Here is a 24,474-nt window from a genome sequence, read left to right as displayed (position 1 = left end):
CACGAGACGGCAGTAAAAAATTTTTATAGCTCTTTTTTGATGATTAACAGTTGTGTCATTCATAACCAACTGATGAGATCTTGCTCACATTTTCATCATTTCGGGCACTGCACCACAACTCAACACCGCCAGCACCGTCGATGTGCAATCCCTTTTTTTCTCTGCCCCTCTCCGGTGACTTATTCCTAAAAAAGCCGTTTTTTTAAACACTTTTCGGGTTCTGGCAGGGGTTTTGCACACTCAATCACGAGCCTCACCTACACACATTTTTAAGGAGAGAAAGATGTTGAGTCTGCGTGCTGTGAATCAGTTTTACGGAAGCCAACATACGCTATGGAACGTGAATTTGGATTTTCCGCAAGGGATGTGTACAGGCGTCGTTGGCCTGCCGGGAATGGGGAAAACCACCCTCATGAATTGCATCGCCGGGAGAGTGCCCGTCGAAAGCGGCAGCATCATCTGGCATGAGGCGGGCGCGCCGCCGCGTGATTTGCTTAACCTACCGCCAGAACAGCGTTCAGGACCGGGGATAGGCTATGTCCCGCAGGACAGGCGGATCTTCTCCCAGCTAACGATTGAGGAGAATCTGCATATCGCCATGCGGGCGATGGGGAAACCCAACCCGGAAGCGAAAAGTGACGTTTACGACCTGTTTCCGGCGCTCTACGCATTGCGACAGACCCGCGCCAACACGCTCTCTCCGGACGACCAGTACCAGCTGGCGCTGGCTAATGCGCTGGTGAACCGCCCGCACCTGCTGATCCTCGATGAGCCCCTGCACGGCGCAGGACACAGCTTCGCCCAGAAGCTGGGGCAGCTGCTGGTGCGCTTAAACCGGGAGTTAGGTATGACGGTGCTGTTAGCGGAGCAGCAGCTGTCGTTTATCCGCCGGGTTGCGGACCGTTTCTGTATGCTCTATCGCGGGCGTAACGTGGCGCAGGGCCACGTTAACGAACTGGATGACGAGCTTATCGCGCACTGGATGTCGCGGGAAGCAAGACGCTGAGATCGAGATAACGCCCGGTTTCGGCATTTTCCGCGCCGTCAGCAAGCCAGGGAATTTCCCCGAGGCACGGGGCGGAAAGTACGCGCCTGAGCGTCGCCAGATACTCCAGGTGTCGTTTCCCCGGCGCAACCACGTCGTTGGCTATCCAGCCCGCCAGACGCAGCCCGGCCTGCTGCACGGCCTGCGCGGTCAACATGGCGTGATTGATGCAGCCCAGCTTGACGCCGACGACCAGAATGACCGGAAGCTGCTCGGCCTGCACCCAGTCGGCAAACGTCTGCGCGTCCGAAAGCGGCGTAAACCAGCCCCCTGCACCTTCCACCAGCACCCAGTCGGCCTGGCCTTCCAGCGTCCGTAACCCGGCAGACAGCACCGCGAAATCAATCGGACGACCTTCGTCAGCGCTGATGATGTGCGGCGAGGTCGGCTCGGCAAAGGTGTACGGATTGACCGCTGAATAGGCCAGTTCAATCGTGCTGTTACGCTGGAGCGCCAGCGCGTCGGTGTTGCGTAACCCTTCCGGCGTCATCTCGCTGCCGGAAGCAACCGGCTTATATCCGGCGGTGTTTTTCCCAAGCTTCCTTGCCGCCTGCAGCAGCGCCGAGCTGGCAACCGTTTTGCCCACTTCCGTGTCCGTGCCGGTAACAAAATAACGTTCAGTCACGTTCGATAATCCCATGAAAAAGTTGATAAGAGAGCGGGAAATGCCCCCGCTGCTGCGGCCAGGCCAGCTCCAGACGCTGCAGCTGTCCCCGGGTCAGCGGTTTTCTCTCCCGTCCGGCATGCAGGTGCGTGGCCCCGATGCCCTTCAGCGAGCGCATCGCGCTGAACGCATCGCTAAAATTGAGGGTGATGGTCTGCACCGTGCTGCGGTAGCGCCAGCCTGCCAGCGCCTGCGTCACCTGGTCATGCGATAAAAAGCGGTTAGCGTGCGGCTGCTCATCCACCGCTTTCCACGCCTGATTCAGCTCCGGCAGCGAACTTTCCAGCAGGGTGGTAAAGGCCACCTTTCCGCCCGGTCGCGCCACGCGATAAAGCTCGCGCAGGGCCTGCGGCAGGCTGCTGCACCACTGGACCGCCAGATGACTCCAGACCAGATCGAACTGCGCATCCGCCAGCGGGATCGCCTCGATATCGGCCAGCAGATAGCGATCCGCTGCCTGCCGCTGACGCGCCTCGTCGAGCATCTGGTCTGAGAGGTCGATAGCCGTGACCTGGCTTCCCGCTCCGCGCCAGTAGCGGCTGTTGCTGCCGGGACCACAGCCGGCATCCAGCACCTGCGGAAAGCGGTTCTCGCCAAGCGCGGCCAGAAGCTCCTGCGCGCTCTGACGCTGCAGTTCGTCGTGCTGCGAATAGCTGTGCGCGGCCCGGCCAAATGCCGCCGCAACGGCCTGTTTATTCACCGGCAATATGGAGCGCCTCCAGCAGCGTCTGGATATCCCGTGCTTCATGCGCCGCCGTCAGGGTTAAGCGCAGCCGCGCGGTACCCGGCGGGACCGTTGGCGGGCGGATGGCGGTCACCCACATCCCGCGCTCGCGCAGCGCCTGTGCCAGCGCCAGCGCGCGGCCGTTTTCGCCGACAATCACCGGCTGGATAGCGCTCTGCGAATCCGGACTGTGGAAGGGCAGCGCCGCTAGCCCCTGGCGGAAGCGTGAGATATGCTCTGCCAGCCGCTGACGACGCTCATCCCCTTCTGCGCTGCGGATCACCGACAGCGACGCAGACAGCGCCACGGCCTGCGCCGGGGGCATGCTGGTGCTGTAGATCAGGTGTCGGGCAAACTGCAGCAGATAGTCGGCGACGGACTCGCTGCACAGCACGGCGGCGCCGCTGACGCCAAAGCCTTTGCCGAAGGTGACAATCAGCAGTTCCGGCTTCACGTTTTGCTGATGCGCGCTGCCGCGACCTTCGTCGCCCATCACGCCAATGCCGTGGGCATCGTCCACCAGCAGCCAGGCGTTTTGCCGCTTTGCGGCCTCGTGCAGCGCGGCAAGCGGTGCGCTGTCGCCGTCCATGCTGAACACCCCTTCCGTGACCGCCAGCTGCTGTCCGTCGCAGGGTTTATCCAGCAGCACAGCAAGCTGCCCCGCATCGTTATGGGCGAAGCGGCGCAGCTGCGCCGGGCTTAAATTTGCCGCCTCCAGCAGCGAGGCGTGGCTCAGGCGGTCAGCAACAATGCGGTCCTCTTTTTCCATCAGGGCGGTAATGACCGCCTGATTGGCGGCAAAGCCGGAGATAAACAGCAGCGCGCGCGGGTAGCCCAGCCAGTCGGCAAGCGCCTCTTCCAGCGCCTGATGCGCCGTGGTGTATCCGCTGACGTGTCCCGAGCCGCCGCTGCCCACGCCAAACCGCTCCGCCCCCTGCTGCCAGGCCCGGACGATGGCCGGATGCTGGCTCAGCCCGAGATAGTCGTTGCTGGAGAAATTACAAAACTGCCGCCCGTCGCGGGTAAGAAGACGGCCCGCGCCGTTTTCCACCACCCTGCGAACGCGAAACGCCTCTGCCGCCCGGCGTTCGTCCAGCGCGGTATTGACTCGTGCCTGCCAGGTCATACGGCTGCCGCGTTGTAGAACTGGTCGGTGTCGGCGTTGAAAATCTGCTGCTCCAGCTGCTGCTGTTGCTCGTTATCGCCCGTCAGCACCTCGGTCTGATGCGGGTTAAGCCCCAGCTTGCGGAACAGCTGAACGTCTTTGTCCTCTTCCGGGTTCGGCGTGGTCAGCAGCTTGCAGCCGTAGAAGATGGAGTTGGCTCCAGCCATAAAGCACATGGCCTGAGTTTGCTCACTCATCTGCTCGCGACCGGCGGAGAGGCGCACGAAAGAGGTCGGCATCATGATGCGCGCCACCGCGATGGTGCGGATAAAATCAAACGCATCCACGTCGTCGTTGTCCGCCATCGGCGTGCCCTTGACCTTCACCAGCATGTTGATCGGCACGCTTTCCGGCGGAGTCGGCAGGTTCGCCAGCTGCAGCAGCAGGCCCGCGCGGTCTCTCACCGTTTCGCCTAAGCCCACGATACCGCCGGAGCAGACCTTGATCCCCGCGTCACGCACCTTATCCAGGGTATCCAGACGCTCCTGATAGGTACGGGTGGTGATGACGTTGCCGTAAAACTCCGGCGAGGTGTCGAGGTTGTGGTTGTAGTAGTCCAGCCCCGCCGCGGAGAGGCGCTGCGCCTGCTCGTCGTTCAGCGTGCCGAGCGTCATACAGGCTTCGAGGCCCATCTCCTTCACGCCCTTCACCATCTGCTCCAGATACGGCATGTCGCGGTCGTGCGGGTTCTTCCACGCCGCGCCCATGCAGAAGCGGGTCGAGCCGGCGTTTTTCGCCTTGCGCGCCGAGTCGAGCACCTGCTCCACTTCCATCAGCCGTTCGGGCTCCAGGCCGGTTTTGTAGCGCGCGCTCTGCGGGCAATATTTGCAGTCTTCAGGACAGGCACCGGTCTTGATCGACAGCAGCGTGCTGACCTGAACATGGCGGGGATCGAAGTGCTGACGATGCACCTGTTGGGCTTCAAACATCAGCTCAAGGAAAGGTTTATTAAATAATTCAGTAACTTGCGACATCGTCCAGCGTGCGTGGTGAGCCATTGGGCTTCTCCAAAGGGTTTTGTTAATTTTCGGTTCGGTTTATACTCGTAAACCTAAAACTTTTCAAAATGGTTTACAAGTCGATTATGACCCAGGACGATCTCGCCTTCGACAAGCAGCATATCTGGCACCCTTACACCTCCACCACCCGCCCCCTTCCCGTCTATCCGGTGGCCTCGGCCCACGGCTGCGAGCTGCACCTCGCCAGCGGCGAGCGGCTCGTTGACGGGATGTCCTCCTGGTGGGCGGCCATTCACGGGTACAACCACCCGCGCCTGAATGCGGCGATGAAGGCGCAGATTGACCGGATGTCGCACGTGATGTTTGGCGGAATCACCCACCAGCCCGCGGTGGATTTATGCCGTCGCCTGGTGGCGATGACGCCTGCATCGCTGGAGTGCGTGTTCCTGGCCGATTCCGGCTCCGTGGCGGTGGAAGTGGCGATGAAAATGGCGCTGCAGTACTGGCACGCGAAGGGCGAAACGCGCCAGCGGTTCCTCACCTTCCGCAACGGCTATCACGGGGATACCTTCGGGGCGATGTCGGTGTGCGATCCGGACAACTCCATGCACAGCCTGTGGAAGGGCTACCTGCCGGAAAACCTGTTTGCCCCGGCCCCCCAGAGCCGCTTCGACGGCGAGTGGAATGAAATGGACATGGTCGGCTTCGCGCGGAAGATGGCGGCGCACCGCCATGACATCGCCGCCGTGATCCTTGAGCCGATTGTACAGGGCGCAGGCGGAATGCGGATGTACCATCCGGAATGGCTGAGGCGTATTCGCAGGATGTGCGACCGCGAGGGCATTCTGCTGATTGCCGATGAGATCGCCACCGGCTTTGGCCGCACCGGCAAGCTGTTTGCCTGCGAGCATGCGGGTATCGCCCCGGATATTCTGTGTCTGGGCAAGGCGCTGACCGGCGGCACCATGACGCTCTCCGCCACGCTCACGACCCGTCACGTTGCCGACACCATCAGCGACGGCGAGGCGGGCTGCTTTATGCACGGCCCGACGTTTATGGGTAATCCTCTCGCCTGCGCCGTCGCAAGCGAAAGCCTGGCCATTCTGGAAGGCGGCGAGTGGCAGACGCAGGTGGCGGCGATTGAGGCGCAGCTGAAAGAGGCGCTGAGCGCCGCCTCGGGTGCGAATTTTGTGGCGGACGTTCGCGTGCTGGGCGCCATCGGGGTGATTGAAACCACCCATCCGGTGAATATGGCGGCGCTGCAGCGCTTCTTCGTTGAGCAGGGCGTCTGGGTGCGGCCTTTCGGCAAGCTTATCTACCTGATGCCGCCGTACAGCATTACGCCAGAGCAGCTGCGTAAATTAACCGACGCGGTTGTAACAGCCGTTAACATTCCCGCGCATTTCACGATGTAACCCTATGCATTACACTTGCTGAACGAGCGATCAACGAGGGTAAACCGTATGAAAATCATCAGTAAAGATCTGCGCGACGGTGAAAAACTGCCGGAACGCCACGTATTCAACGGCATGGGGTATCAGGGAGACAATATCTCCCCGCACCTGGCGTGGGACGAGGTTCCGGCCGGAACCAAAAGCTTTGTCGTGACCTGTTACGACCCGGATGCGCCTACCGGCTCCGGCTGGTGGCACTGGATTGTGGCGAACCTGCCTGCCGACACGCGCGTCCTGCCGCAGGGCTCCGGTTCAGACCTGGTTGCCCTGCCTGAAGGCGCCATTCAGACACGCACCGATTTTGGTAAAGCGGGCTACGGCGGCGCGGCTCCACCAAAAGGGGAAACCCACCGCTATATCTTCACGGTGCACGCGCTGGATGTGGAGAAAATTGAGGTCGATGAAGGGGCGAGCGGCGCGATGGTAGGGTTTAACGTGCATTTCCATTCGCTTGGGAGCGCGTCGATTACGGCGATGTATTCGTAATAGTGCGGGCTGATGCCCTCACCCCGGCCCTCTCCCACAGGGAGAGGGAGAAAATCTGACAGTTCCCTCTCCCTGTGGGAGAGGGTTAGGGTGAGGGTAAATATCACAGCACCGAAGGTAACAGCCCCACCAGCCGCCCTTCTTCCAGAAGCTGCATCGCCTTATCAATATCCGGCGCAAAGAAGCGATCGTCATCGTAGTGCGATACATGCTCGCGCAGCGCATGACGCGCCTGCTCCAGCAGCGGGCTGGATTTTAGCCCTTCTCGCAGATCGATACCCTGACTTGCCGCCAGCCATTCCACCGCCAGCACGCCGCGGGTGTTGGAGGCCATTTCCCAGAGACGACGTCCGGCAGCCGGTGCCATCGAAACGTGATCTTCCTGGTTCGCGGACGTTGGCAGGCTGTCCACGCTGTGCGGGTGCGACAGGGCTTTGTTCTCGCTCGCCAGCGCCGCCGCGGTGACCTGGGCAATCATAAAGCCCGAGTTGACCCCGCCGTTACGCACCAGGAACGGCGGCAGCTGGGACATATGTTTATCCATCATCAGCGCAATGCGGCGCTCGGACAACGCGCCAACTTCGGCAATCGCCAGGGCGATATTATCCGCCGCCATTGCCACCGGCTCGGCGTGGAAGTTGCCCCCGGAAACCACCTCGTTTTCCTCGGCGAACACCAGCGGGTTATCGGACACCGCGTTGGCTTCGACCAGCAGCACCTCGGCCGCCTGACGCAGCTGCGTCAGGCACGCGCCCATCACCTGCGGCTGGCAGCGCAGGGAATAGGGATCCTGCACCTTCTCGCAGTTATGGTGTGAATCGGCAATTTCGCTGGTATCGGTAAGCACGTGACGGTACATCGCGGCGGCATCAATTTGACCGCGCTGGCCGCGCACCTCGTGGATGCGGGCATCGAACGGGCGACGCGAGCCCAGCACGGCTTCGGTGGTCAGCGCACCGCACACTACCGCCGAGGCAAACAGATCTTCCGCTTCAAACAGGCCGCGCAGCGCGAAAGCGGTCGATGCCTGCGTGCCGTTCAGCAGCGCCAGCCCCTCTTTCGCCGCCAGCGTGATCGGATTTAACCCGGCTTTTTTCAGCGCCTCTTTCGCAGGAAGCCACTCGCCCTGCCAGCGCGCTTTGCCTTCGCCCAGCAGCAGCAGCGACATGTGCGCCAGCGGCGCAAGATCGCCGGAGGCACCGACGGAACCTTTTGCCGGGATCCACGGATAGACTTCCGCATTAACCAGCGCCATCAGCGCCTGAATCACGCTCAGGCGAATGCCGGAAAAGCCGCGCGCCAGGCTGTTGATTTTGAGGACCATCATCAGACGGACAATCTCATCGTCCAGCGGCTGACCCACGCCCGCGGCATGCGACAGCACCAGCGAGCGCTGTAAGTTTTCCAGATCGTGCGTCGCGATGCGGGTCTGCGCCAGCAGCCCAAAGCCGGTGTTAATCCCGTAGGCGGTGCGCCCTTCGGCAACGATGGCTTCGACGCAGGCGACGCTGTCGTTAATGGCGGCGTGGGCCGTTGCATCCAGCGAAAGAGTGACCGGTTTACGCCAGACGTTACGCAGCTGTTTGAGCGTCAGCGAGCCGGGAGTGAGTGTTAACGCGTTCATTAATGCTTTCCTTGTGTGGCAGGGATCATCGGCAGGTTAAGGCCCTGCTCTTTGGCACAGTCAATGGCAATCTCATAACCCGCATCCGCGTGACGCATCACGCCGGTTGCCGGGTCGTTGTGCAGGACGCGAGCGATACGCGCGGCGGCTTCATCGGTTCCGTCGCAGACGATGACCATCCCGGAATGCTGGGAGAAGCCCATCCCCACGCCGCCGCCGTGGTGCAGCGATACCCAGGTCGCGCCGCTGGCGGTATTGAGCAGAGCATTCAGCAGCGGCCAGTCGGAGACCGCATCCGAGCCGTCGCGCATGGCTTCGGTTTCGCGGTTCGGGCTGGCGACGGAGCCGGAGTCCAGGTGGTCTCGGCCAATGACGATCGGCGCGGAGACTTCACCGCTGCGCACCATTTCATTGAAGGCGAGGCCGAGTTTTTGACGCCACTCCAGCCCTACCCAGCAGATACGCGCCGGCAGGCCCTGGAAGTTAATGCGCTCGCGGGCCATGTCCAGCCAGCGATGCAGGTGTTCGTCATCGGCAACGATCTCCTTCACTTTGGCGTCGGTTTTGTAGATATCCTCCGGGTCACCGGACAGGGCAACCCAGCGGAACGGGCCGATGCCGCGGCAGAACAGCGGGCGAATATAGGCAGGAACGAATCCCGGGAAGTCGAATGCGTTATTCACGCCCATCTCTTTCGCCATCTGGCGGATGTTGTTGCCGTAGTCAAAGGTCGGAATGCCCATCTGGCTAAAGGCCAGCATGGCGGAGACGTGTTCTGCCATGGCGCGTTTCGCGGCGAGTACCGTACCTTCCGGGTCGGTTTCCGCTTTTTGCTGATATTCTTCCCACGTCCAGCCTTTTGGCAGGTAACCGTGCAGCGGGTCATGGGCGCTGGTCTGGTCGGTGACCAGATCCGGGCGCACGCCGCGGGCGACGAGCTGCGGGAGAATGTCCGCCGCGTTGCCGCACAGGGCAATCGACACCGCTTTGCCTTCGGATGTGTATTTTTTGATGCGCGCCAGCGCATCGTCCAGATCGGTTGCCTGTTCATCGACGTAGCGGGTGCGCAGACGGAAATCAATGCGGCTCTGCTGGCACTCAATATTGAGCGAGCAGGCACCGGCAAGCGTGGCGGCCAGGGGCTGCGCGCCGCCCATACCGCCAAGACCCGCGGTCAATACCCAGCGGCCTTTCAGCGAGCCGTTATAGTGCTGACGGCCGGCTTCGACGAAGGTTTCGTAGGTGCCCTGCACGATCCCCTGGCTGCCGATGTAGATCCAGCTACCCGCGGTCATCTGGCCATACATCGCCAGCCCTTTCGCGTCCAGCTCGTTGAAGTGTTCCCAGGTAGCCCAGTGCGGCACGAGGTTAGAGTTGGCGATCAGCACGCGGGGCGCGTTTTTGTGCGTTTTAAATACGCCCACCGGCTTGCCGGACTGCACCAGCAGGGTTTCGTCGTGTTCGAGTTCGGTCAGGGATTTTACAATTGCGTCATAGCATTCCCAGTTGCGCGCGGCGCGGCCTATGCCGCCGTAGACCACCAGCTCGTGGGGGTTCTCCGCTACCTCAGGATCAAGGTTGTTCATCAACATGCGCAGCGGGGCTTCGGTGAGCCAGCTTTTGGCGGTGAGAGTGGTGCCGCGCGCGGCGCGGACATCCTGCTGGCGGTATTTACCTGACGACATTGTGTGCTCCTCATACGGGACAGTGATGCATTTAGATATACTTGTATAGACAAGCACACACAAGGTCAGATTTAACAAAAAAGATACAATTTTGTTATATTGCGTTAGCTATCACGCTTTTTAAACTTATGACATAAAGTGGCCCTGCAGCCGGTAGCGGTTACCCGGGAAAAGCAGCCGGGCATGCGACACAATGTGCGATGAGGACCAGGTCCGACGGCGGATCAGCAGGCACGGATCGTGCTCTTTAATGCGCAGCCGCTCGCACTCCTGCGGCGTGGCGCGCACGGCTTCCACAATGTGCTCCCCTTCCGTCAGCGGTGCGACGAGCGAGAGATAGGCGTGCGGCGTGGTCTGGGTGTAATCCTGATTCAGATAGTCCGGTATCCGTTCAGCGTTCACGCAGCGATCTTCAATCTGCACCGGAATGTCGTTCTCAAAATGCACCATCACGGAATGGAAGATACGGCTGCCTTCTTTGACATTCAGCTCTACGGCCTGCTCGGCGCTGGCCTGGGTCTCTTCGAGCACCAGTACCTCACAGCGGTGCTGATGATTTCGCGAGGTTATCTCATCGGCAATGCTGCGGATTTCAAACAGGGCAGATTGCCCTTTCGGTTCCGCCACAAATGTCCCCACGCCCTGCAGGCGCACCAGAAGCCCTTCATCGGTCAGCTCGCGCAGCGCCCGGTTGACGGTCATCCGGCTAAAACCAAACTGCGCCACCAGCTCGGCCTCCGAGGGAATGCGGTCGTGCGGCCGCCAGACGCCGGTGGCGATTTTTTCGCTGATCGCCTGCTTCACCTTTTCGTAGAAAGGCGCGGGAGGGCTCGACTGCGGCAGAGGTGAGCGTGAAAACATCGTGACTCCTTGAATAGTGTTATGCCCACCAGTGAGCAATTTGCCAGGCCAGACGGGCGGCAAGCTTTGCGCCCTGTCCGTCCCGATCGTACTGCGGGTTAAACTCTACCAGATCGGCGGCCTGTAGCTTACCGCTGCGGCAGATTTGTTCGATAACCGGGAGAAGATCCAGCGCCGGTATGCCTAACGCGGCCGGTGCGGACACGGCAGGCATTTCGCTGGCGGGCAGGACGTCCAGATCGATCGTCAGATAGATACGATCGGCCTGCGCCAGCACCTTTTCCAGCGCGGATAGCGCATCGCACCTGAAATGGAGATCTTCCACCAGCGTGACGTTCAGGCGTTCGGCCTCATCCCACAGTGCCTGGGTGTTCGCCGCCCGGCTCACGCCAAAGCAGGCGTACTGAAATTCCCGCCCGCGCTCTTCGCAGTAATGCGCCAGCTGGCGAAACGGGGTGCCGGACGTCGCCCGGTCGGCCTTGCGCAGGTCAAGATGGGCATCAAGGTTGATCACCGCCACGCGCTCGTTAGGGAACGCATCCAGAACGCCCCGACCGTGCGCCCAGGCAGTTTCGTGCCCGCCGCCAAAGACCAGCGTGCGCATCCCGGACTGCTGGCAGGCCGTGACGGCATCGCTTAACGTCTGCTGCGCCGCTTCCAGCTCGTCGCCTTCAACGTAAACCGAGCCCATATCCGCCAGCCGTTCGTGCCCCTGATGGCTTGCCATATTCGCCAGCGCTTTTCGCAGCATATCCGGTGCCTGCACGGCGCCGGGCCTGCCCTGATTGCGTTTTACCCCTTCATCACATTCAAAGCCTATCAGCGCGATGCCGGATGCAAGCGGCGTGAACTGTCCCTGCTGCTTTATCGTCTGGAAAATGCGCGTTGCATTGCTGGCCTCGGCGCTGTCGTCGCGCCCCTGCCAGACCGTTTCGGCTACCGGCCGCCATAACCTCATACTGCCTCCCCACGGAAAATACGTTGATACAGCGGATTGCGTCCCGGCTCGTAGACCATCTCAACCGGATGGCGAGCATCCCAGACGATAAAATCGGCGACAAACCCTGCTCTAAGCTGTCCGTGGGTTGCGCCACGGCCCAGCGCCTGCGCGGCATGCCGCGTGACGCCAGCCCAGGCTTCTTCAGGGGTCAGACCAAACTGGACGCAGGCCATGTTCATCGCCAGGTGCAGGCTGGCAAACGGGCTGGTGCCGGGGTTATAGTCGGTGGCGACGGCCATCGGCACGCCCTGTTTTCTGAGCCGTTCCACCGGCGGGCGCTGGCGCTCCTGAAGAAAATAGAACGCGCCGGGGAGCAGGACGGCAACCGTGCCGCTTTCCGCCATCGCCTGAACGCCTGCGTCGTCGAGATACTCAATATGATCGGCGGAAAGCCCCTTGTATCGGCTGACCAGCGCCGCGCCGCCCTGATTCGACAGCTGCTCGACGTGCCCTTTCACCGGAATACCGAGCGCGGTGGCAGCCTGGAAGAGGCGCTCGGTTTGCGACGGGGTGAAGCCGACGTTTTCACAAAACACGTCTACTGCTTCATATAACTCTTTCTGCCACAGCGTGGGCAATATCTGCTCGCAGACCAGCGTGAGATACGCATCGGGATCCTGCCGGTATTCCGGCGGAACCGCGTGCGCGGCCAGCAGCGTTGGGCTGATATCGATCGGATTATTGAGGCTCAGCTGGCGCGCGACCTGCAGCATCTTCTCTTCGGCCTCGGGGTTTAGACCGTATCCCGACTTGATTTCAACCGTGGTGACGCCTTCATTCATCAGTCGCTGAAGCCGCTTCTGCGCCAGTTGAAGCAGGGTTTCGGGCGAGCTGCCGCGCGTCGCCGTCACGGTAGCGTTAATCCCGCCCCCCTGGGCGCTGATCGTTTGATAAGAGACGCCGTTCAGACGCTGCTCCCACTCCGCCGCGCGATCGCCGCCAAACACCAGGTGGGTATGGCAGTCAATCAGGCCAGGCGTGACCAGACGCCCCTGGAGATCGACACAGTGAGGGTGTCCGGCAGGAATGTCAGATTCAGGGATCACGGCCAGAAGGGTGTGGCCGCGCACGACCAGGGCATGTTGCTCTTTCAGTCCATAAGGCGCGGATACGTCCGGCACCATCGTTGCCAGTCGCGCATTTCGCCATATTACATCGTCGGGATGAATCTGCTGCATGGGCATTCCACTTGTCATAGGTTGTATAGACATTTATTTTCATCTGTTGTCTGCTGTCAACCGACTTTGCGGAAAATGTTATTTATTTGTGATCACTTACCTACCGCTCCGGGGCTAAAAATGCAACTTTTACCCTTTTTATCTTCCCGTTTCGCTCAACTTAGTATAAAAAAGCAGGCTATTTCGTCTATCCCGTAAAGACTTGCATACCCAGGAGCTTCACCTTGAACATTTCCAGGATTTCCCGTCTGGCGTTAGCACTCGCCTTTGGCGTGACCTTATCCGCATGCAGTTCAACTCCACCGGATCAGCGACCTTCTGAGCAGGCTGCGCCCGGTACCGCCTCCCGCCCGATTTTGTCCGCTGATGAAGCGAAGAACTTCGACCGCGCACACTACTTCTCAGCGATGGATCCTAACGCTGCGCCGTGGACACCGTCGTCTATTAACCTGCCTAAACAGCCTGACTTCGTGGTTGGCCCGGCGGGTGCGCAGGGCGTAACGCATACCTCTATTCAGGCTGCGGTTGATGCTGCCATCACTAAACACAGCGCGTCTCGCCAGTACATCGCGATCCTGCCGGGTGAATATGAAGGCACCGTGTATGTTCCGGCGGCCCCAGGCAGCATTACGCTTTACGGTCTGGGCGAAAAAGCGATCGACGTAAAAATTGGCCTGGCGATTGATTCCGAAATCGACAGCAACACCTGGCGTCACCTGGTGAACCCGGCCGGTAAATATATGCCGGGTAAACCGGCGTGGTACATGTTTGATAACTGCCAGAGCAAGCGTTCCGCCACCATTGGCGTGATGTGCTCGGCGGTGTTCTGGTCTCAGAATAACGGTCTGCAGCTGCAGAACCTGACCATTCAGAATACCCTGGGCGACAGCGTTGATGCCGGTAACCACCAGGCCGTTGCGCTGCGTAGCGATGGCGACCAGGTGCAGATTAACAACGTCAACATTTTGGGCCGTCAGAACACCTTCTTTGTGACCAACAGCGGCGTGCAGAACACCCTGCAGAATAACCGCCTGACCCGTACCCTGGTGACCAACAGCTACGTTGAAGGTGACGTGGATCTGGTGTCCGGGCGCGGCGCGGTGGTATTTGATAACACCGATTTCCGCGTGGTGAATTCACGTACTCAGCAGGAAGGCTACGTGTTTGCTCCGGCAACCCAGTCTAACCTCTTCTACGGCTTCCTGGCCGTGAACAGCCGCTTTAACGCTGCCGGTGACGGCGTGGCGCAGCTGGGACGCTCCCTGGACGTGGACTCTGCGACTAACGGCCAGGTCGTGATCCGCGACAGCGTGATCAACGAAGGCTTCAACATGGCGAAGCCGTGGGCTGATGCCGCGATCTCCAAACGTCCCTTCTCCGGCAATACCGGTGCGGTGGATGATAAAGGGAACGTGCAGCGCAACCTGAACGACGCTAACTTCAACCGCATGTGGGAATACAACAACCGCGGTCTGGGTAGCAAAGTGGTTGCAGAGCCGAAGCAGTAAGATGAGAGTAAAAGGGGGATGTTAATCCCCCTTTTTACTGCGACTGGATACGTCAGGCACCAAACTTAAGATACGCATCCAATAGTTGCATAATCGCAACCATGAGTTGCAGGAACAGAATTGCCCATTCCACACCGCTCATACGCCACTCCTTTGGTATAGAGCACTTCTCCTCTGATTTACCTTTCCGCTGCCTGTCACCAGAGGTGTGTTGGTTATGTTTTGATGTGCTCCGCAGTTTAGGCACCGTCGGCACCACCCGACAGCCAGGACTTAAAAAGGATCCTGAATTGCGGAACTGCAACACATCAAACCAACGGACGGAATGATATCAGACCATTACTGTACATAAAAACAGTTAAAGGGAGTTTAGGAATTTATAAAGAGAATACAAATAACTCACTGATTATATTAAATATTGATATCTACCATCGTCTCATAATCTCTTTTCTTCGTTGACGATGAATTTACATCATCTTAAGCCAATATTATGATGGACGTGTTGGTTACGTTTTGATGTGCACACCCGGCTACCACCGGGCATAAAAAACCTCGCATTCGCGAGGTTTTTTGTTTTTAGCCGCTTAGTGAGCGTTTACCACGACCCACATTGGCCCCTGGCCGACGGCGTAACGTCCTTTCTCTTCCAGCAGCCCCTGCTCACCTTTAATTTCATACAGCGCGATGTGGTGGGATTTCTGCCCCGCCGCAATCAGGTATTTACCGCTGTGATCGATATTAAAGCCGCGCGGCTGGGTTTCCGTTGGCTGGAACCCTTCAATCGCCAGCACGCTGCCGTCTTCAGAGACGCTAAACACGCTAATCAGGCTGGAGGTACGGTCACAGGCGTACAGATGGCGGCCATTTGGCGTAATGTGAATATCCGCCGCCCAGCGGGTATCGGAGAAGTCAGACGGCATCATATCCAGCGTCTGCACGCACTCAATCTGGCCGTTAGGATCTTTCAGCTCCCATACGTCCACAGAGCTGTTCAGTTCATTGACCACGTAGGCGTACTGCTGGTTCGGATGGAAGACCATATGACGCGGACCCGCGCCTTCAACGGTAGTCACTTCGGCAGGATGCTGCGCCACCAGGTGACCATCGTCGCTCAGGGTGAACAGGCAGATACGATCCTGCTTCAGCGCAGGCACCCACAGCGTGCGGTTATCCGGCGTGATATTCGCCGAGTGGCAGCCTTCAAGCCCTTCCACCACATCCACGGTTTCGACCGGAATGCCATTTTCCAGACGCGTTACGCTGACGCAGCCCGCGTTATAAGAGCCGCTGAAGACAAAGTTGCCTTTACGATCGGTAGAGATATGGGTTGGGCTGCCCGGCAGTGGTGCTTCGGCAGTGTACGTCAGCGCGCCATCGTCCGGAGAAATGCGATAGGCCAGCACGCGGAACTCCGGGCGCACACCCACGTACAAGAAACGTTTATCCGGGCTGATGACCATCGGCTGCACCTGGCCTGGCACGTCAACAACCTGAACCAGCGTGAGTGTCCCTTCGGTATTTAAACGCCAGACGTGGATCTGCTGGCTTTCAGGACTGGCGGTATAAACGGTTTGTTTCATGAATATTCACTCCTCACTGCGCATGAAAGTAGTTAACTTTTGACGGTGAATGCTGAATTGTCGACAGGAATTTTGAAGCGTTCGCCTCTCGGTGTACCATCCCATCAAAACGTAAATTCAATATTAACCCGGGAAAACAGATGACCTCGCGTGTGATTGCTCTGGATTTAGACGGTACCTTACTGACGCCGCAAAAAACCCTTCTCCCCTCCTCCCTTGAGGCGCTTAAACGCGCGCAGGAAGTGGGATATCAACTCCTTATCGTAACGGGTCGACATCACGTTGCCATTCACCCTTTTTATCAGGCACTGGCGTTAGATACACCTGCAATTTGTTGTAATGGCACTTATTTGTATGATTATCAGGCAAAAAAGGTTTTAGCATCCGACCCGCTGCCGGTTCCCCAGGCGCTGCAACTGATTGATCTGCTGGATGAGCATGCCGTTCACGGCCTGATGTACGTGGATAACGCGATGGTGTACGAGCGCCCTACAGGCCATGTGGTGCGCACCAGCAACTGGGCGTTGTCCCTGCCTGAAGCGCAGCGTCCGGTCTTTACACAGGTTTCCTCCCTGCGTCAGGCCGCCCAGGACGTTGAGGCTATCTGGAAATTCGCCCTGACGGATGAAGACACCGCTAAACTGAACACCTTCGCAAAACACGTGGAGCAGACGCTGGGTCTGGAGTGCGAATGGTCCTGGCATGACCAGGTGGATATTGCCCGTAAAGGCAACAGCAAAGGCAAGCGTCTGACGCAGTTTGTGGAATCAAAAGGCTGGTCGATGCAGGATGTTGTCGCCTTTGGTGATAACTACAACGACATCAGCATGCTGGAAGCCGCCGGTACCGGCGTGGCGATGGGCAATGCCGACGACGCGGTCAAAGCCCGCGCCAACGTGGTGATTGGCGACAATACCACCGACAGCATCGCGCAGTACATTTATACCCACCTGCTGTAATCAGGCGGTAATCGAGACGCTCTTAATTTGCGCGTAAAGCCACAGGCCGGGTTTGATCCCTAACTCATCCCTGGCCCACGGGCTGATGCGCGCCCAGAGCGTCCTGCTGCCGACTTCAAGCTTCACTTCCACCTGCCCGTTATCATCAAAACACTCCGCGACCTTGGCGCGCAGAATATTTCGAATACTGGTTTGCAGCGGCGGCTGCAGCACCAGCGAGACGTCCGACGCCTGGATGCGGATTCTCAGCGCGGACTGCAACGGTTTGTCGATCTTATTGACCCAAAGATGCTGGTCACCCAGCGCCAGGGCGGTCATCGCGTAGTGTGGATGGTGTTCCAGAACGCTCACTTTCAGGATGCTGCTCTGCTGCTCCCTGGGTAACCACGGGTGCATGACGCTGCTGCCCCACACCTCTTCCAGGTTGCCAAACGCCTTAACGCTGCCCTCTTCCAGCACCAGCACCTTGTCGGCCAGATGGAGGATCTCATCCAGCGAATGGCTGACGTAGAGCATCGGAATATTAATTTCTCGCGTCAGGCGCTGTAGATAAGGCAGAAGTTCGCGTTTACGCGGAATATCGAGCGAGGCCAGCGGTTCGTCGAGCAGCAGCAGTTCGGGTGCGGTCAGCAACGCGCGGCCAATGGCCACACGCTGTTTTTCTCCACCGGAGAGCGAGGAGGGCAGCCTGTCGAGCAGAGGTTCAATGCCCAAAAGCGTCACCAGCTTATCAAACTGCCCGGCCATGCTTTTCGCCATGCCGTAACGCAGGTTGCCGCGCACGCTGTAGTGCGGGAACAGGCGCGCGTCCTGGAAAACATAGCCGATGCGGCGTTTATCCGGCGAGAGGTAAATCTTATTCTCTACGTCATTCAGGACGCGGTCATTCAGGACAATACGGCCAGACTGCGGGCGGGTCAAGCCGCTGATGGCATTAATCAGCGACGTTTTTCCCGCTCCCGACACGCCAAAGATGGCGGTGATACCGCTTGCCGGCAGCGTTTCGTTAAGCGTCAGGGTATGGTTTCCCAGCGTCTGGGTAAAATGGAGTTCCAGCATGCTTATTTCCCCATCCGCTCGCGGCTGAGCCGCGCCAGCCATTCAGACACCATTAGCGATGCCAGCGCCAGCACAATTGAAATAATACACAGCCGCGTCGCCGCGCCTTCACCGCCCGGCGTTTGAATCAGGGTATACATTGCCGACGGGATGGTTCGCGTCTCGCCGGGGATGTTCGACACAAACGTGATCGTCGCGCCAAACTCGCCCAGCGAGCGAGCGAAGGCCAGCACCGTACCAACAATAATGCCGGGTAGCGTCAGGGGTAGCGTGATGGTGAAAAAGACGCGCCAGCGTCCTGCGCCCAGCGTGCGGGCCGCCTGTTCGAGCTTCATGTCCACGCCTTCCAGCGCGAGGCGTATCGCCCTTACCATCAGCGGGAATGACATCACCGCCGCCGCCAGTACCGCACCGCGCCAGCTAAACGCAAACGTCAGCCCAAACCAGTCGTAGAGCTTCTCGCCGATAAAACCGCGTCGCCCCATCGAAATCAGCAGCAGGTAACCGACCACCACGGGCGGCAAAACGAGCGGAAGATGAAGCACGCTGTCGAGCAGCGTTTTGCCGGGAAACTGGCAGCGAACCAGTAGCCAGGCAAAGAAGATCCCAAAGGGCAAACTCAGCGCAACCGCCAGGGAAGAGACTTTAAGGCTCAGCAGAACAGCCTGCCATTCAGGATCGGTCAATATCATCAGTGAGTCGTAAATCCATAACGTTTAAAGATCGCGGACGCCTCCGGGCCCTTCAGGTAATCGCGGAAGGCCGTCACGGTCGCATTTTTATGTCCATCAACAATCGCAACAGGATATTCCACTTTCTTGTGGGAGTCTTCCGGGAACGTTGCGACCACTTTTACACCTTTACTGGCAATGGCATCAGAGCCATACACAATGCCCAGCGGGGCTTCGTTGCGCTCAACCAGCGCCAGCGCGCCGCGTACATCTTCCGCCGGGGCCAGCTTCGGTGACAATGTCTCCCATGCGCCCAGCTTTTGCAGCGCTTCTTTGGCATAAATACCGGCCGGAACGTGTTCCGGGTCGCCCACCGCCAGACGGCCACCGTTCAGCAGGCTCGTCCAGTTGGTCTCTTTATTGATGGTGATGTCCGCCTGCGCGCTGGCTTTTGGCGCCACGACAACCAGGCTATTACCCAGCAGCGTTTCGCGGGTTGTCGCATCAATCGATTTCTTCTCCGCCGCGTAATCCATCCACTTCTGGTCAGCCGAGATAAACAGATCCGCCGGTGCGCCCGCTTCTATCTGGCGCGCCAGCGTCGAGGAAGAGGCAAAAGAGGAGACCACCTCGACGTTTTTCTCTTTTTTATACGCCGCCGCGATATCCTGCAGCGCGTTGGTCAGCGACGCCGCCGCAAAGACCGTGATTTTACCCTCGTCCGCCAGCGCGTGTCCGGTAAGTGAAAGCGTCAGCGTTGCCCCTGCGAAAAGGCGTACCCATGAACGTGCCATCTGTAACTCCTGTGAGTAGCGTTATATACATATTAATATAACGGTAACGTCAGGGAGATCCCAGCGTTTAATCGTACCGCTGAAGGGGTAAATCGGTGTGATGCGTTAAATATTATCGGCGAAAACGAGAAAATCTTGAGAGCAAAACGCCCGGGCTAGCCGGGCGTTTTGTGGGGAATCAATGCTGCTTTTTAGCCTGGTCTCTGTGACCAATGTTCGAAAAGACGTTGAACACTTCACCCAGGCCGTAGATGGCACCGAGGATGATGGCCATCACTACTGGTACCATGATCACGGCGAATACCAGACTTTTCAACAACTCTAACATGGTTTTCTCCAGATATTGTGAACAGCTTATTCTACCCTTTCAAGTGAGAAAAACATCCCCTTTTGTGCGGTACCCTTTGCGCCCTGCCCCATTTAGGCCACAATACTCTTTTTGCCAGGACACTGTTATGCAGGCCGAAATTCTTCTTACTCTACGACTTCAGCAAAAGCTTTTCGCCGATCCGCGACGTATCGCCCTGCTTAAACAAATAGAACAAACGGGCTCGATTAGCCAAGGGGCGAAAAACGCGGGCATCAGCTACAAAAGTGCCTGGGACGCCATTAACGAAATGAACACCCTGAGCGAACAGCCGCTGGTGGACAGAGCCACGGGTGGCAAAGGCGGCGGCGGTGCGATCGTGACGCGCTATGGCCAGCGTCTTATTCAGCTTTACGATCTGCTGGCCCAGATCCAGCAAAAGGCGTTTGACGTATTGAGCGACGACGATAACGTTCCGCTGGACAGCTTGCTGGCCGCCATTTCCCGCTTCTCGTTACAAACCAGCGCCCGCAACCAGTGGTTTGGAACGGTGACGGCGCGCGACAATCTCCAGGTACAGCAGCATATTGAGATCCTGCTTGCCGATGGCACCACCCGTCTGAAAGCCGCAATCACGGCGCAGAGCGCAGAGCGCCTTGAGCTGGACGAAGGGAAAGAGGTGCTGGTGCTGCTGAAAGCACCGTGGGTCAATATCACGCGCGATCCCGACACCGCAAAGGCAGCCGATAACCAGCTACTGGGCGCAATTAGCCATATCGAACGCGGCCAGGCGCAGTGCGAAGTGCTGATGACCCTGGCAGACGGGCAACAGCTTTGCGCGACGATACCGCTCAGCGAAGCGGAGGGTTTAGAAGAAGGTACGGTGGTCACCGCCTGGTTCAACGCAGACCGGGTGATTATCGCCACATTGTGCTGAGCGCATTGACAATCGCGCCGACAGTGCGTATCCCTGATATCTGTTGCTGCAAAAACAGGGATAAATCATGTCATCATTGCATATTTCGCAAGGCACGTTTCGTCTTAGCGATACCCGAACGCTGGCGATTGCTGATTTGACGATACGCGCGGGTGAAAGCTGGGCGTTTGTCGGCACTAACGGCAGCGGTAAATCCGCGCTGGCCCGCGCGCTGGCCGGCGAGCTTCCTCTCCTCAAGGGCGAATGCCAGGGCGACTTTACGCGCCTGACGCGCCTGTCATTTGAACAACTGCAAAAGCTGGTGAGCGACGAGTGGCAGCGCAACAACACCGATTTACTCAGCCCTGGTGAAGAAGATACCGGCCGTACGACGGCGGAAATTATTCAGGATGAGGTGAAAGATCCCGCCCGCTGTCAGCGCCTGGCAGAACGGTTCGGCATCACCGCCCTGCTGAACCGGCGCTTTAAATACCTTTCTACCGGCGAGACGCGGAAAACGCTGCTCTGCCAGGCGCTGATGAGCGAGCCCGAGCTGCTTATCCTCGACGAACCGTTTGACGGCCTTGACGTGCAGTCCCGTGCGCAGCTGGCGGCCCTGCTGGAGTCGCTTAATCAGCAGGGATATACCCTGGTGCTGGTGCTAAACCGCTTCGATGAAATTCCGGATTTTATCCAGCATGCAGGCGTACTGGCTGACTGTAACCTGACCGAGACCGGTGAAAAGACAGCGCTGCTTGAGCAGGCGCTCATCGCCCAGCTCGCGCACAGTGAACAACTCGACGGTGTAACCCTTCCGGAACCTGACGCTCCTGCGGCCCGCCACGCGCTTGATCCCCACCAGCCGCGCATCGTGCTGCGGGATGGGATGGTCTCTTATGACGATCGCCCGATCCTCAACCGTCTTAGCTGGACGGTCAATCCTGGCGAGCACTGGCAGATTGTCGGCCCTAACGGCGCGGGAAAATCCACGCTGCTGAGCCTGGTAACCGGCGATCACCCGCAGGGCTATAGCAACGATCTGACGCTGTTCGGTCGGCGTCGCGGCAGCGGCGAAACCATCTGGGATATTAAAAAACATATCGGCTACGTCAGCAGCAGCCTGCATCTGGATTACCGGGTCAGTACCACGGTACGCAACGCGATCCTTTCCGGTTATTTTGATTCCATCGGTATTTATCAGGCGGTGTCGGACAAACAGCACAAGCTGGCCCAGCAGTGGCTGGATATCCTGGGCATGGACACCCGGATCGCTGACGCGCCGTTTCATAGTCTGTCGTGGGGGCAGCAGCGTCTGGCCCTGATCGTTCGCGCGCTGGTGAAACACCCTACGCTTCTGATCCTCGACGAACCGCTGCAGGGACTCGATCCGCTGAATCGACAGCTTGTCCGCCGCTTTGTGGACGTGCTGATTAGCGAAGGTGAAACGCAGCTGCTGTTCGTTTCGCACCATGCCGAAGATGCCCCCTCCTGCATCACGCATCGCCTGGAGTTTGTTCCGGACGGTGAGCACTATCGTTATCTGCAAAGCAAAATCGATTAACCCCCGGAGGGCGCCGCCCTCCGTTTTTCAGATAACCTGCACTAAGACATCGCTATCCCTTTGATCTACAATGCCCCAGAGCGGCTGAAAATCGGATTTTAAAAACAGTGTAAACGATTCCACTATTTTATCCCATGTCACACTTTTCGCGTCTCTGTTATGCTATGGTTATTACATACCATAAGCCCAATGGAGCGAATTATGCGAGTTCTGGTAACAGGTGGTAGCGGTTACATAGGTAGTCATACCTGCGTGCAACTGCTGCAAAACGGTCACGACGTCATCATTCTCGACAACCTGTGCAACAGTAAGCGCAGCGTGCTGCCTGTGATTGAACGTCTTGGCGGTAAACAACCCACTTTCGTGGAAGGCGACATCCGCAACGAAGCGCTGATGACCGAGATCCTTCACGACCACGCTATCGAAGCGGTGATCCACTTCGCGGGCCTGAAAGCGGTTGGGGAATCCGTTGCGAAACCGCTCGAGTATTACGACAACAACGTCAACGGTACCCTGCGTCTCATCTCCGCCATGCGTGCGGCCAACGTCAAAAACTTCATCTTTAGCTCCTCCGCCACCGTCTACGGCGATCAGCCCAAAATCCCTTACGTTGAAAGCTTCCCGACCGGTACACCGCAAAGCCCGTACGGCAAAAGCAAGCTGATGGTGGAGCAGATCCTGACCGACCTGCAAAAAGCGCAGCCGGAGTGGAGCATCGCGCTGCTGCGCTACTTCAACCCGGTCGGCGCGCATCCTTCTGGAGACATGGGTGAAGATCCGCAGGGCATCCCGAACAACCTGATGCCGTATATCGCCCAGGTTGCCGTGGGCCGTCGCGACTCGCTGGCAATTTTTGGCAATGACTACCCTACCGAAGACGGCACCGGCGTGCGCGACTACATCCACGTCATGGATCTGGCCGACGGCCACGTTGCCGCGATGCAGCAGCTGGCCAACAAGCCGGGCGTGCATATTTACAACCTCGGCGCCGGAGTCGGCAGCAGCGTGCTGGACGTGGTTAACGCCTTCAGCAAAGCCTGCGGTAAGCCGGTGAGCTACCACTTCGCCCCGCGTCGTGATGGCGACCTGCCTGCTTACTGGGCCGATGCCACCAAAGCCGACAAAGAGCTTAACTGGCGTGTGACGCGCACGCTTGATGAAATGGCACAGGATACCTGGCACTGGCAGTCACGCCATCCGCAGGGCTATCCGGACTAAGGATCCGTCATGACGCAATTTAATCCCGTCGATCATCCGCATCGTCGTTTTAACCCGTTAAGCGGGCAATGGATTTTGGTTTCTCCGCATCGCGCCAAGCGCCCCTGGCAGGGGGCGCAGGAGACGCCTGCAAAACAGACGCTGCCACTGCACGACCCGGACTGCTTCCTTTGTCCGGGCAACACGCGCGTCACCGGGGATAAAAACCCGGACTATAAAGGCACCTTCGTCTTCACCAACGATTTTGCCGCCCTGATGACCGACACCCCGGACGCGCCGGAAAGCCACGATCCGCTGATGCGCTGCGAAAGCGCGCGCGGAACCAGCCGCGTGATCTGCTTCTCGCCCGATCACAGCAAAACGCTGCCGGAGCTGAGCGTGGACGCGCTGAAAGAGGTCGTCAGCACCTGGCAGGCGCAAACCGCAGAGCTGGGGCAGAGCTATCCGTGGGTGCAGGTGTTCGAAAACAAAGGCGCGGCGATGGGCTGCTCTAACCCGCACCCGCACGGCCAGGTCTGGGCGAACAGCTTCCTGCCTAACGAAGCCGAGCGTGAAGACCGTCTGCAGAAAGCGTATTACGCGGAAAACGATTCGCCGATGCTGGTGGATTACACCCAGCGCGAGCTGGCCGACGGCAGCCGCACCGTGGTGGAAACCGAACACTGGCTGGCCGTCGTCCCTTACTGGGCCGCCTGGCCGTTTGAAACGCTGCTGCTGCCGAAAGCGCACGTGCAGCGCATCACCGATCTCAGCGACGCGCAGCGCGACGACCTTGCCCTGGCGCTGAAAAAGCTGACCAGCCGTTACGACAACCTGTTCCAGTGTTCCTTCCCGTACTCCATGGGCTGGCACGGCGCCCCGTTTAACGGCGAAGAGAATCAACACTGGCAGCTGCACGCCCATTTCTATCCGCCGCTGCTGCGCTCTGCGACGGTGCGTAAATTCATGGTGGGCTATGAAATGCTGGCGGAAACCCAGCGTGACCTGACGGCGGAACAGGCGGCAGAACGTCTGCGTGCCGTTAGCGACGTCCACTATCGCGAATCAGGAGTCTAA

24 protein-coding genes are annotated in these 24,474 nt (G+C 58.8%); 9 read left to right on the top strand and 15 right to left on the bottom strand.

Annotated elements, in window-relative coordinates; translation table 11 throughout:
- Window positions 1-283: 283 nt before the first annotated feature.
- Entirely contained in the window at window positions 284-1,006 is a 723-nt protein-coding gene (locus tag AC2TE5_RS06595) for an ABC transporter ATP-binding protein (RefSeq protein WP_121425407.1), read from the top strand.
- Here AC2TE5_RS06595 and bioD read toward each other — a convergent pair.
- Genes bioD through bioB form a run of 4 tightly spaced genes read right to left on the bottom strand, consistent with a single transcriptional unit; the run spans window position 969 to window position 4,596 of the window.
- Window positions 969-1,670, bottom strand: coding sequence for a dethiobiotin synthase (bioD, locus tag AC2TE5_RS06590; protein WP_484612871.1), 702 nt, complete (start codon window positions 1,668-1,670; stop codon window positions 969-971). The two genes, AC2TE5_RS06595 and bioD, sit on opposite strands and share 38 nt — an antisense overlap.
- A complete protein-coding gene (gene bioC / locus AC2TE5_RS06585; RefSeq protein WP_484613317.1) occupies window positions 1,663-2,418 on the bottom strand; it encodes a malonyl-ACP O-methyltransferase BioC in 756 nt (251 codons plus the stop codon). The genes bioD and bioC overlap by 8 nt, the downstream gene beginning before the upstream one ends.
- Window positions 2,402-3,559 (bottom strand): 8-amino-7-oxononanoate synthase, encoded by a 1,158-nt coding sequence (gene bioF, locus AC2TE5_RS06580; RefSeq protein ID WP_484612870.1) that lies wholly within the window; start codon window positions 3,557-3,559, stop codon window positions 2,402-2,404. Before bioF ends, bioC begins: the two co-directional genes overlap by 17 nt.
- Window positions 3,556-4,596 carry a biotin synthase BioB gene (bioB, locus tag AC2TE5_RS06575; RefSeq protein ID WP_484612869.1) on the bottom strand — a complete coding sequence of 347 codons (1,041 nt, stop codon included), beginning with the start codon at window positions 4,594-4,596 and terminating at the stop codon, window positions 3,556-3,558. Before bioB ends, bioF begins: the two co-directional genes overlap by 4 nt.
- 86 nt (window positions 4,597-4,682) lie before the next feature.
- Here bioB and bioA point away from each other — a divergent pair, with 86 nt between their 5' ends.
- Window positions 4,683-5,972, top strand: coding sequence for an adenosylmethionine--8-amino-7-oxononanoate transaminase (bioA, locus tag AC2TE5_RS06570; RefSeq protein ID WP_484612868.1), 1,290 nt, complete (start codon window positions 4,683-4,685; stop codon window positions 5,970-5,972).
- Between the two features lie 48 nt (window positions 5,973-6,020).
- Window positions 6,021-6,497: a kinase inhibitor gene (locus AC2TE5_RS06565; RefSeq protein WP_008501131.1), complete on the top strand. Its 477-nt coding sequence runs from the start codon at window positions 6,021-6,023 to the stop codon at window positions 6,495-6,497.
- A gap of 103 nt (window positions 6,498-6,600) precedes the next feature.
- Here AC2TE5_RS06565 and hutH read toward each other — a convergent pair whose 3' ends face one another.
- The 5 genes from hutH to hutI form a co-directional block, all read right to left on the bottom strand.
- Window positions 6,601-8,121, bottom strand: a complete 1,521-nt coding sequence (gene hutH / locus AC2TE5_RS06560) for a histidine ammonia-lyase (protein WP_484612867.1) — start codon at window positions 8,119-8,121, stop codon at window positions 6,601-6,603.
- Window positions 8,121-9,806 (bottom strand): urocanate hydratase, encoded by a 1,686-nt coding sequence (gene hutU, locus AC2TE5_RS06555; protein WP_182071401.1) that lies wholly within the window; start codon window positions 9,804-9,806, stop codon window positions 8,121-8,123. The genes hutH and hutU overlap by 1 nt, the downstream gene beginning before the upstream one ends.
- Before the next feature lie 126 nt (window positions 9,807-9,932).
- Entirely contained in the window at window positions 9,933-10,667 is a 735-nt protein-coding gene (locus AC2TE5_RS06550) for a histidine utilization repressor (protein ID WP_024908773.1), read from the bottom strand.
- Window positions 10,668-10,686: 19 nt separating this feature from the next.
- Window positions 10,687-11,625, bottom strand: coding sequence for a formimidoylglutamase (gene hutG, locus AC2TE5_RS06545; protein ID WP_484612866.1), 939 nt, complete (start codon window positions 11,623-11,625; stop codon window positions 10,687-10,689).
- The gene (gene hutI, locus AC2TE5_RS06540) at window positions 11,622-12,845 is read right to left on the bottom strand and encodes an imidazolonepropionase (RefSeq protein WP_484612865.1); all 1,224 of its coding nucleotides are present in this window, start codon (window positions 12,843-12,845) and stop codon (window positions 11,622-11,624) included. The genes hutG and hutI overlap by 4 nt, the downstream gene beginning before the upstream one ends.
- A gap of 224 nt (window positions 12,846-13,069) precedes the next feature.
- On the opposite strand from hutI, the gene AC2TE5_RS06535 reads away from it, so the two are divergent.
- Window positions 13,070-14,353, top strand: coding sequence for a putative acyl-CoA thioester hydrolase (locus AC2TE5_RS06535; protein WP_484612864.1), 1,284 nt, complete (start codon window positions 13,070-13,072; stop codon window positions 14,351-14,353).
- A gap of 52 nt (window positions 14,354-14,405) precedes the next feature.
- Here the strand turns inward: AC2TE5_RS06535 and tisB are convergent, their stop codons facing one another.
- Together tisB and pgl are read right to left on the bottom strand one after the other, a co-directional pair.
- Window positions 14,406-14,495: a type I toxin-antitoxin system toxin TisB gene (gene tisB / locus AC2TE5_RS06530; RefSeq protein ID WP_023332440.1), complete on the bottom strand. Its 90-nt coding sequence runs from the start codon at window positions 14,493-14,495 to the stop codon at window positions 14,406-14,408.
- A 442-nt stretch (window positions 14,496-14,937) separates the two neighbouring features.
- Entirely contained in the window at window positions 14,938-15,933 is a 996-nt protein-coding gene (pgl, locus tag AC2TE5_RS06525) for a 6-phosphogluconolactonase (protein WP_484612863.1), read from the bottom strand.
- A gap of 140 nt (window positions 15,934-16,073) precedes the next feature.
- Between pgl and AC2TE5_RS06520 the strand changes: the two genes are divergently transcribed.
- Window positions 16,074-16,892 (top strand): pyridoxal phosphatase, encoded by an 819-nt coding sequence (locus tag AC2TE5_RS06520; RefSeq protein ID WP_159513679.1) that lies wholly within the window; start codon window positions 16,074-16,076, stop codon window positions 16,890-16,892.
- On the opposite strand, the gene modC is transcribed toward AC2TE5_RS06520, so the two are convergent.
- The 4 genes from modC to AC2TE5_RS06500 all read right to left on the bottom strand — a co-directional run bounded on the left by modC (window position 16,893) and on the right by AC2TE5_RS06500 (window position 19,744).
- The gene (gene modC / locus AC2TE5_RS06515; protein WP_029742082.1) at window positions 16,893-17,951 is read right to left on the bottom strand and encodes a molybdenum ABC transporter ATP-binding protein ModC; all 1,059 of its coding nucleotides are present in this window, start codon (window positions 17,949-17,951) and stop codon (window positions 16,893-16,895) included. It abuts the gene before it with no gap.
- A gap of 2 nt (window positions 17,952-17,953) precedes the next feature.
- Complete coding sequence (gene modB, locus AC2TE5_RS06510) at window positions 17,954-18,643, bottom strand: molybdate ABC transporter permease subunit (RefSeq protein ID WP_484612862.1); 690 nt, start codon at window positions 18,641-18,643, stop codon at window positions 17,954-17,956.
- Window positions 18,643-19,416, bottom strand: a complete 774-nt coding sequence (modA, locus tag AC2TE5_RS06505; protein WP_484612861.1) for a molybdate ABC transporter substrate-binding protein — start codon at window positions 19,414-19,416, stop codon at window positions 18,643-18,645. The genes modB and modA overlap by 1 nt, the downstream gene beginning before the upstream one ends.
- Before the next feature lie 178 nt (window positions 19,417-19,594).
- Window positions 19,595-19,744: an AcrZ family multidrug efflux pump-associated protein gene (locus AC2TE5_RS06500; RefSeq protein ID WP_008501118.1), complete on the bottom strand. Its 150-nt coding sequence runs from the start codon at window positions 19,742-19,744 to the stop codon at window positions 19,595-19,597.
- A gap of 127 nt (window positions 19,745-19,871) precedes the next feature.
- Between AC2TE5_RS06500 and modE the strand changes: the two genes are divergently transcribed.
- From modE to galT, 4 genes are all read left to right on the top strand, one after another.
- Window positions 19,872-20,660, top strand: a complete 789-nt coding sequence (gene modE, locus AC2TE5_RS06495) for a molybdenum-dependent transcriptional regulator (RefSeq protein ID WP_484612860.1) — start codon at window positions 19,872-19,874, stop codon at window positions 20,658-20,660.
- Between the two features lie 67 nt (window positions 20,661-20,727).
- The gene (gene modF / locus AC2TE5_RS06490) at window positions 20,728-22,200 is read left to right on the top strand and encodes a molybdate ABC transporter ATP-binding protein ModF (protein WP_484612859.1); all 1,473 of its coding nucleotides are present in this window, start codon (window positions 20,728-20,730) and stop codon (window positions 22,198-22,200) included.
- A 201-nt stretch (window positions 22,201-22,401) separates the two neighbouring features.
- A complete protein-coding gene (galE, locus tag AC2TE5_RS06485; protein ID WP_024908784.1) occupies window positions 22,402-23,418 on the top strand; it encodes a UDP-glucose 4-epimerase GalE in 1,017 nt (338 codons plus the stop codon).
- A 9-nt stretch (window positions 23,419-23,427) separates the two neighbouring features.
- The gene (gene galT / locus AC2TE5_RS06480) at window positions 23,428-24,474 is read left to right on the top strand and encodes a galactose-1-phosphate uridylyltransferase (RefSeq protein WP_484612858.1); all 1,047 of its coding nucleotides are present in this window, start codon (window positions 23,428-23,430) and stop codon (window positions 24,472-24,474) included.

This window comes from Enterobacter sp. N5-15, from assembly GCF_057221635.1.
This window is presented reverse-complemented; position numbering and strand designations above follow the sequence as displayed.

Coding starts and splice junctions, on each gene's coding strand:
- pgl (WP_484612863.1), bottom strand. CDS start 15,933: ATGAAACAAACCGTTTATACCGCCAGTCCTGAAAGCCAGCAGATCCAC.
- AC2TE5_RS06595 (WP_121425407.1), top strand. CDS start 284: ATGTTGAGTCTGCGTGCTGTGAATCAGTTTTACGGAAGCCAACATACG.
- AC2TE5_RS06500 (WP_008501118.1), bottom strand. CDS start 19,744: ATGTTAGAGTTGTTGAAAAGTCTGGTATTCGCCGTGATCATGGTACCA.
- bioF (WP_484612870.1), bottom strand. CDS start 3,559: ATGACCTGGCAGGCACGAGTCAATACCGCGCTGGACGAACGCCGGGCG.
- hutU (WP_182071401.1), bottom strand. CDS start 9,806: ATGTCGTCAGGTAAATACCGCCAGCAGGATGTCCGCGCCGCGCGCGGC.
- galE (WP_024908784.1), top strand. CDS start 22,402: ATGCGAGTTCTGGTAACAGGTGGTAGCGGTTACATAGGTAGTCATACC.
- modF (WP_484612859.1), top strand. CDS start 20,728: ATGTCATCATTGCATATTTCGCAAGGCACGTTTCGTCTTAGCGATACC.
- galT (WP_484612858.1), top strand. CDS start 23,428: ATGACGCAATTTAATCCCGTCGATCATCCGCATCGTCGTTTTAACCCG.
- tisB (WP_023332440.1), bottom strand. CDS start 14,495: ATGAGCGGTGTGGAATGGGCAATTCTGTTCCTGCAACTCATGGTTGCG.
- modC (WP_029742082.1), bottom strand. CDS start 17,951: ATGCTGGAACTCCATTTTACCCAGACGCTGGGAAACCATACCCTGACG.
- hutG (WP_484612866.1), bottom strand. CDS start 11,625: ATGAGGTTATGGCGGCCGGTAGCCGAAACGGTCTGGCAGGGGCGCGAC.
- modA (WP_484612861.1), bottom strand. CDS start 19,416: ATGGCACGTTCATGGGTACGCCTTTTCGCAGGGGCAACGCTGACGCTT.
- AC2TE5_RS06565 (WP_008501131.1), top strand. CDS start 6,021: ATGAAAATCATCAGTAAAGATCTGCGCGACGGTGAAAAACTGCCGGAA.
- bioA (WP_484612868.1), top strand. CDS start 4,683: ATGACCCAGGACGATCTCGCCTTCGACAAGCAGCATATCTGGCACCCT.
- hutH (WP_484612867.1), bottom strand. CDS start 8,121: ATGAACGCGTTAACACTCACTCCCGGCTCGCTGACGCTCAAACAGCTG.
- bioB (WP_484612869.1), bottom strand. CDS start 4,596: ATGGCTCACCACGCACGCTGGACGATGTCGCAAGTTACTGAATTATTT.
- hutI (WP_484612865.1), bottom strand. CDS start 12,845: ATGCAGCAGATTCATCCCGACGATGTAATATGGCGAAATGCGCGACTG.
- AC2TE5_RS06520 (WP_159513679.1), top strand. CDS start 16,074: ATGACCTCGCGTGTGATTGCTCTGGATTTAGACGGTACCTTACTGACG.
- modB (WP_484612862.1), bottom strand. CDS start 18,643: ATGATATTGACCGATCCTGAATGGCAGGCTGTTCTGCTGAGCCTTAAA.
- AC2TE5_RS06550 (WP_024908773.1), bottom strand. CDS start 10,667: ATGTTTTCACGCTCACCTCTGCCGCAGTCGAGCCCTCCCGCGCCTTTC.
- modE (WP_484612860.1), top strand. CDS start 19,872: ATGCAGGCCGAAATTCTTCTTACTCTACGACTTCAGCAAAAGCTTTTC.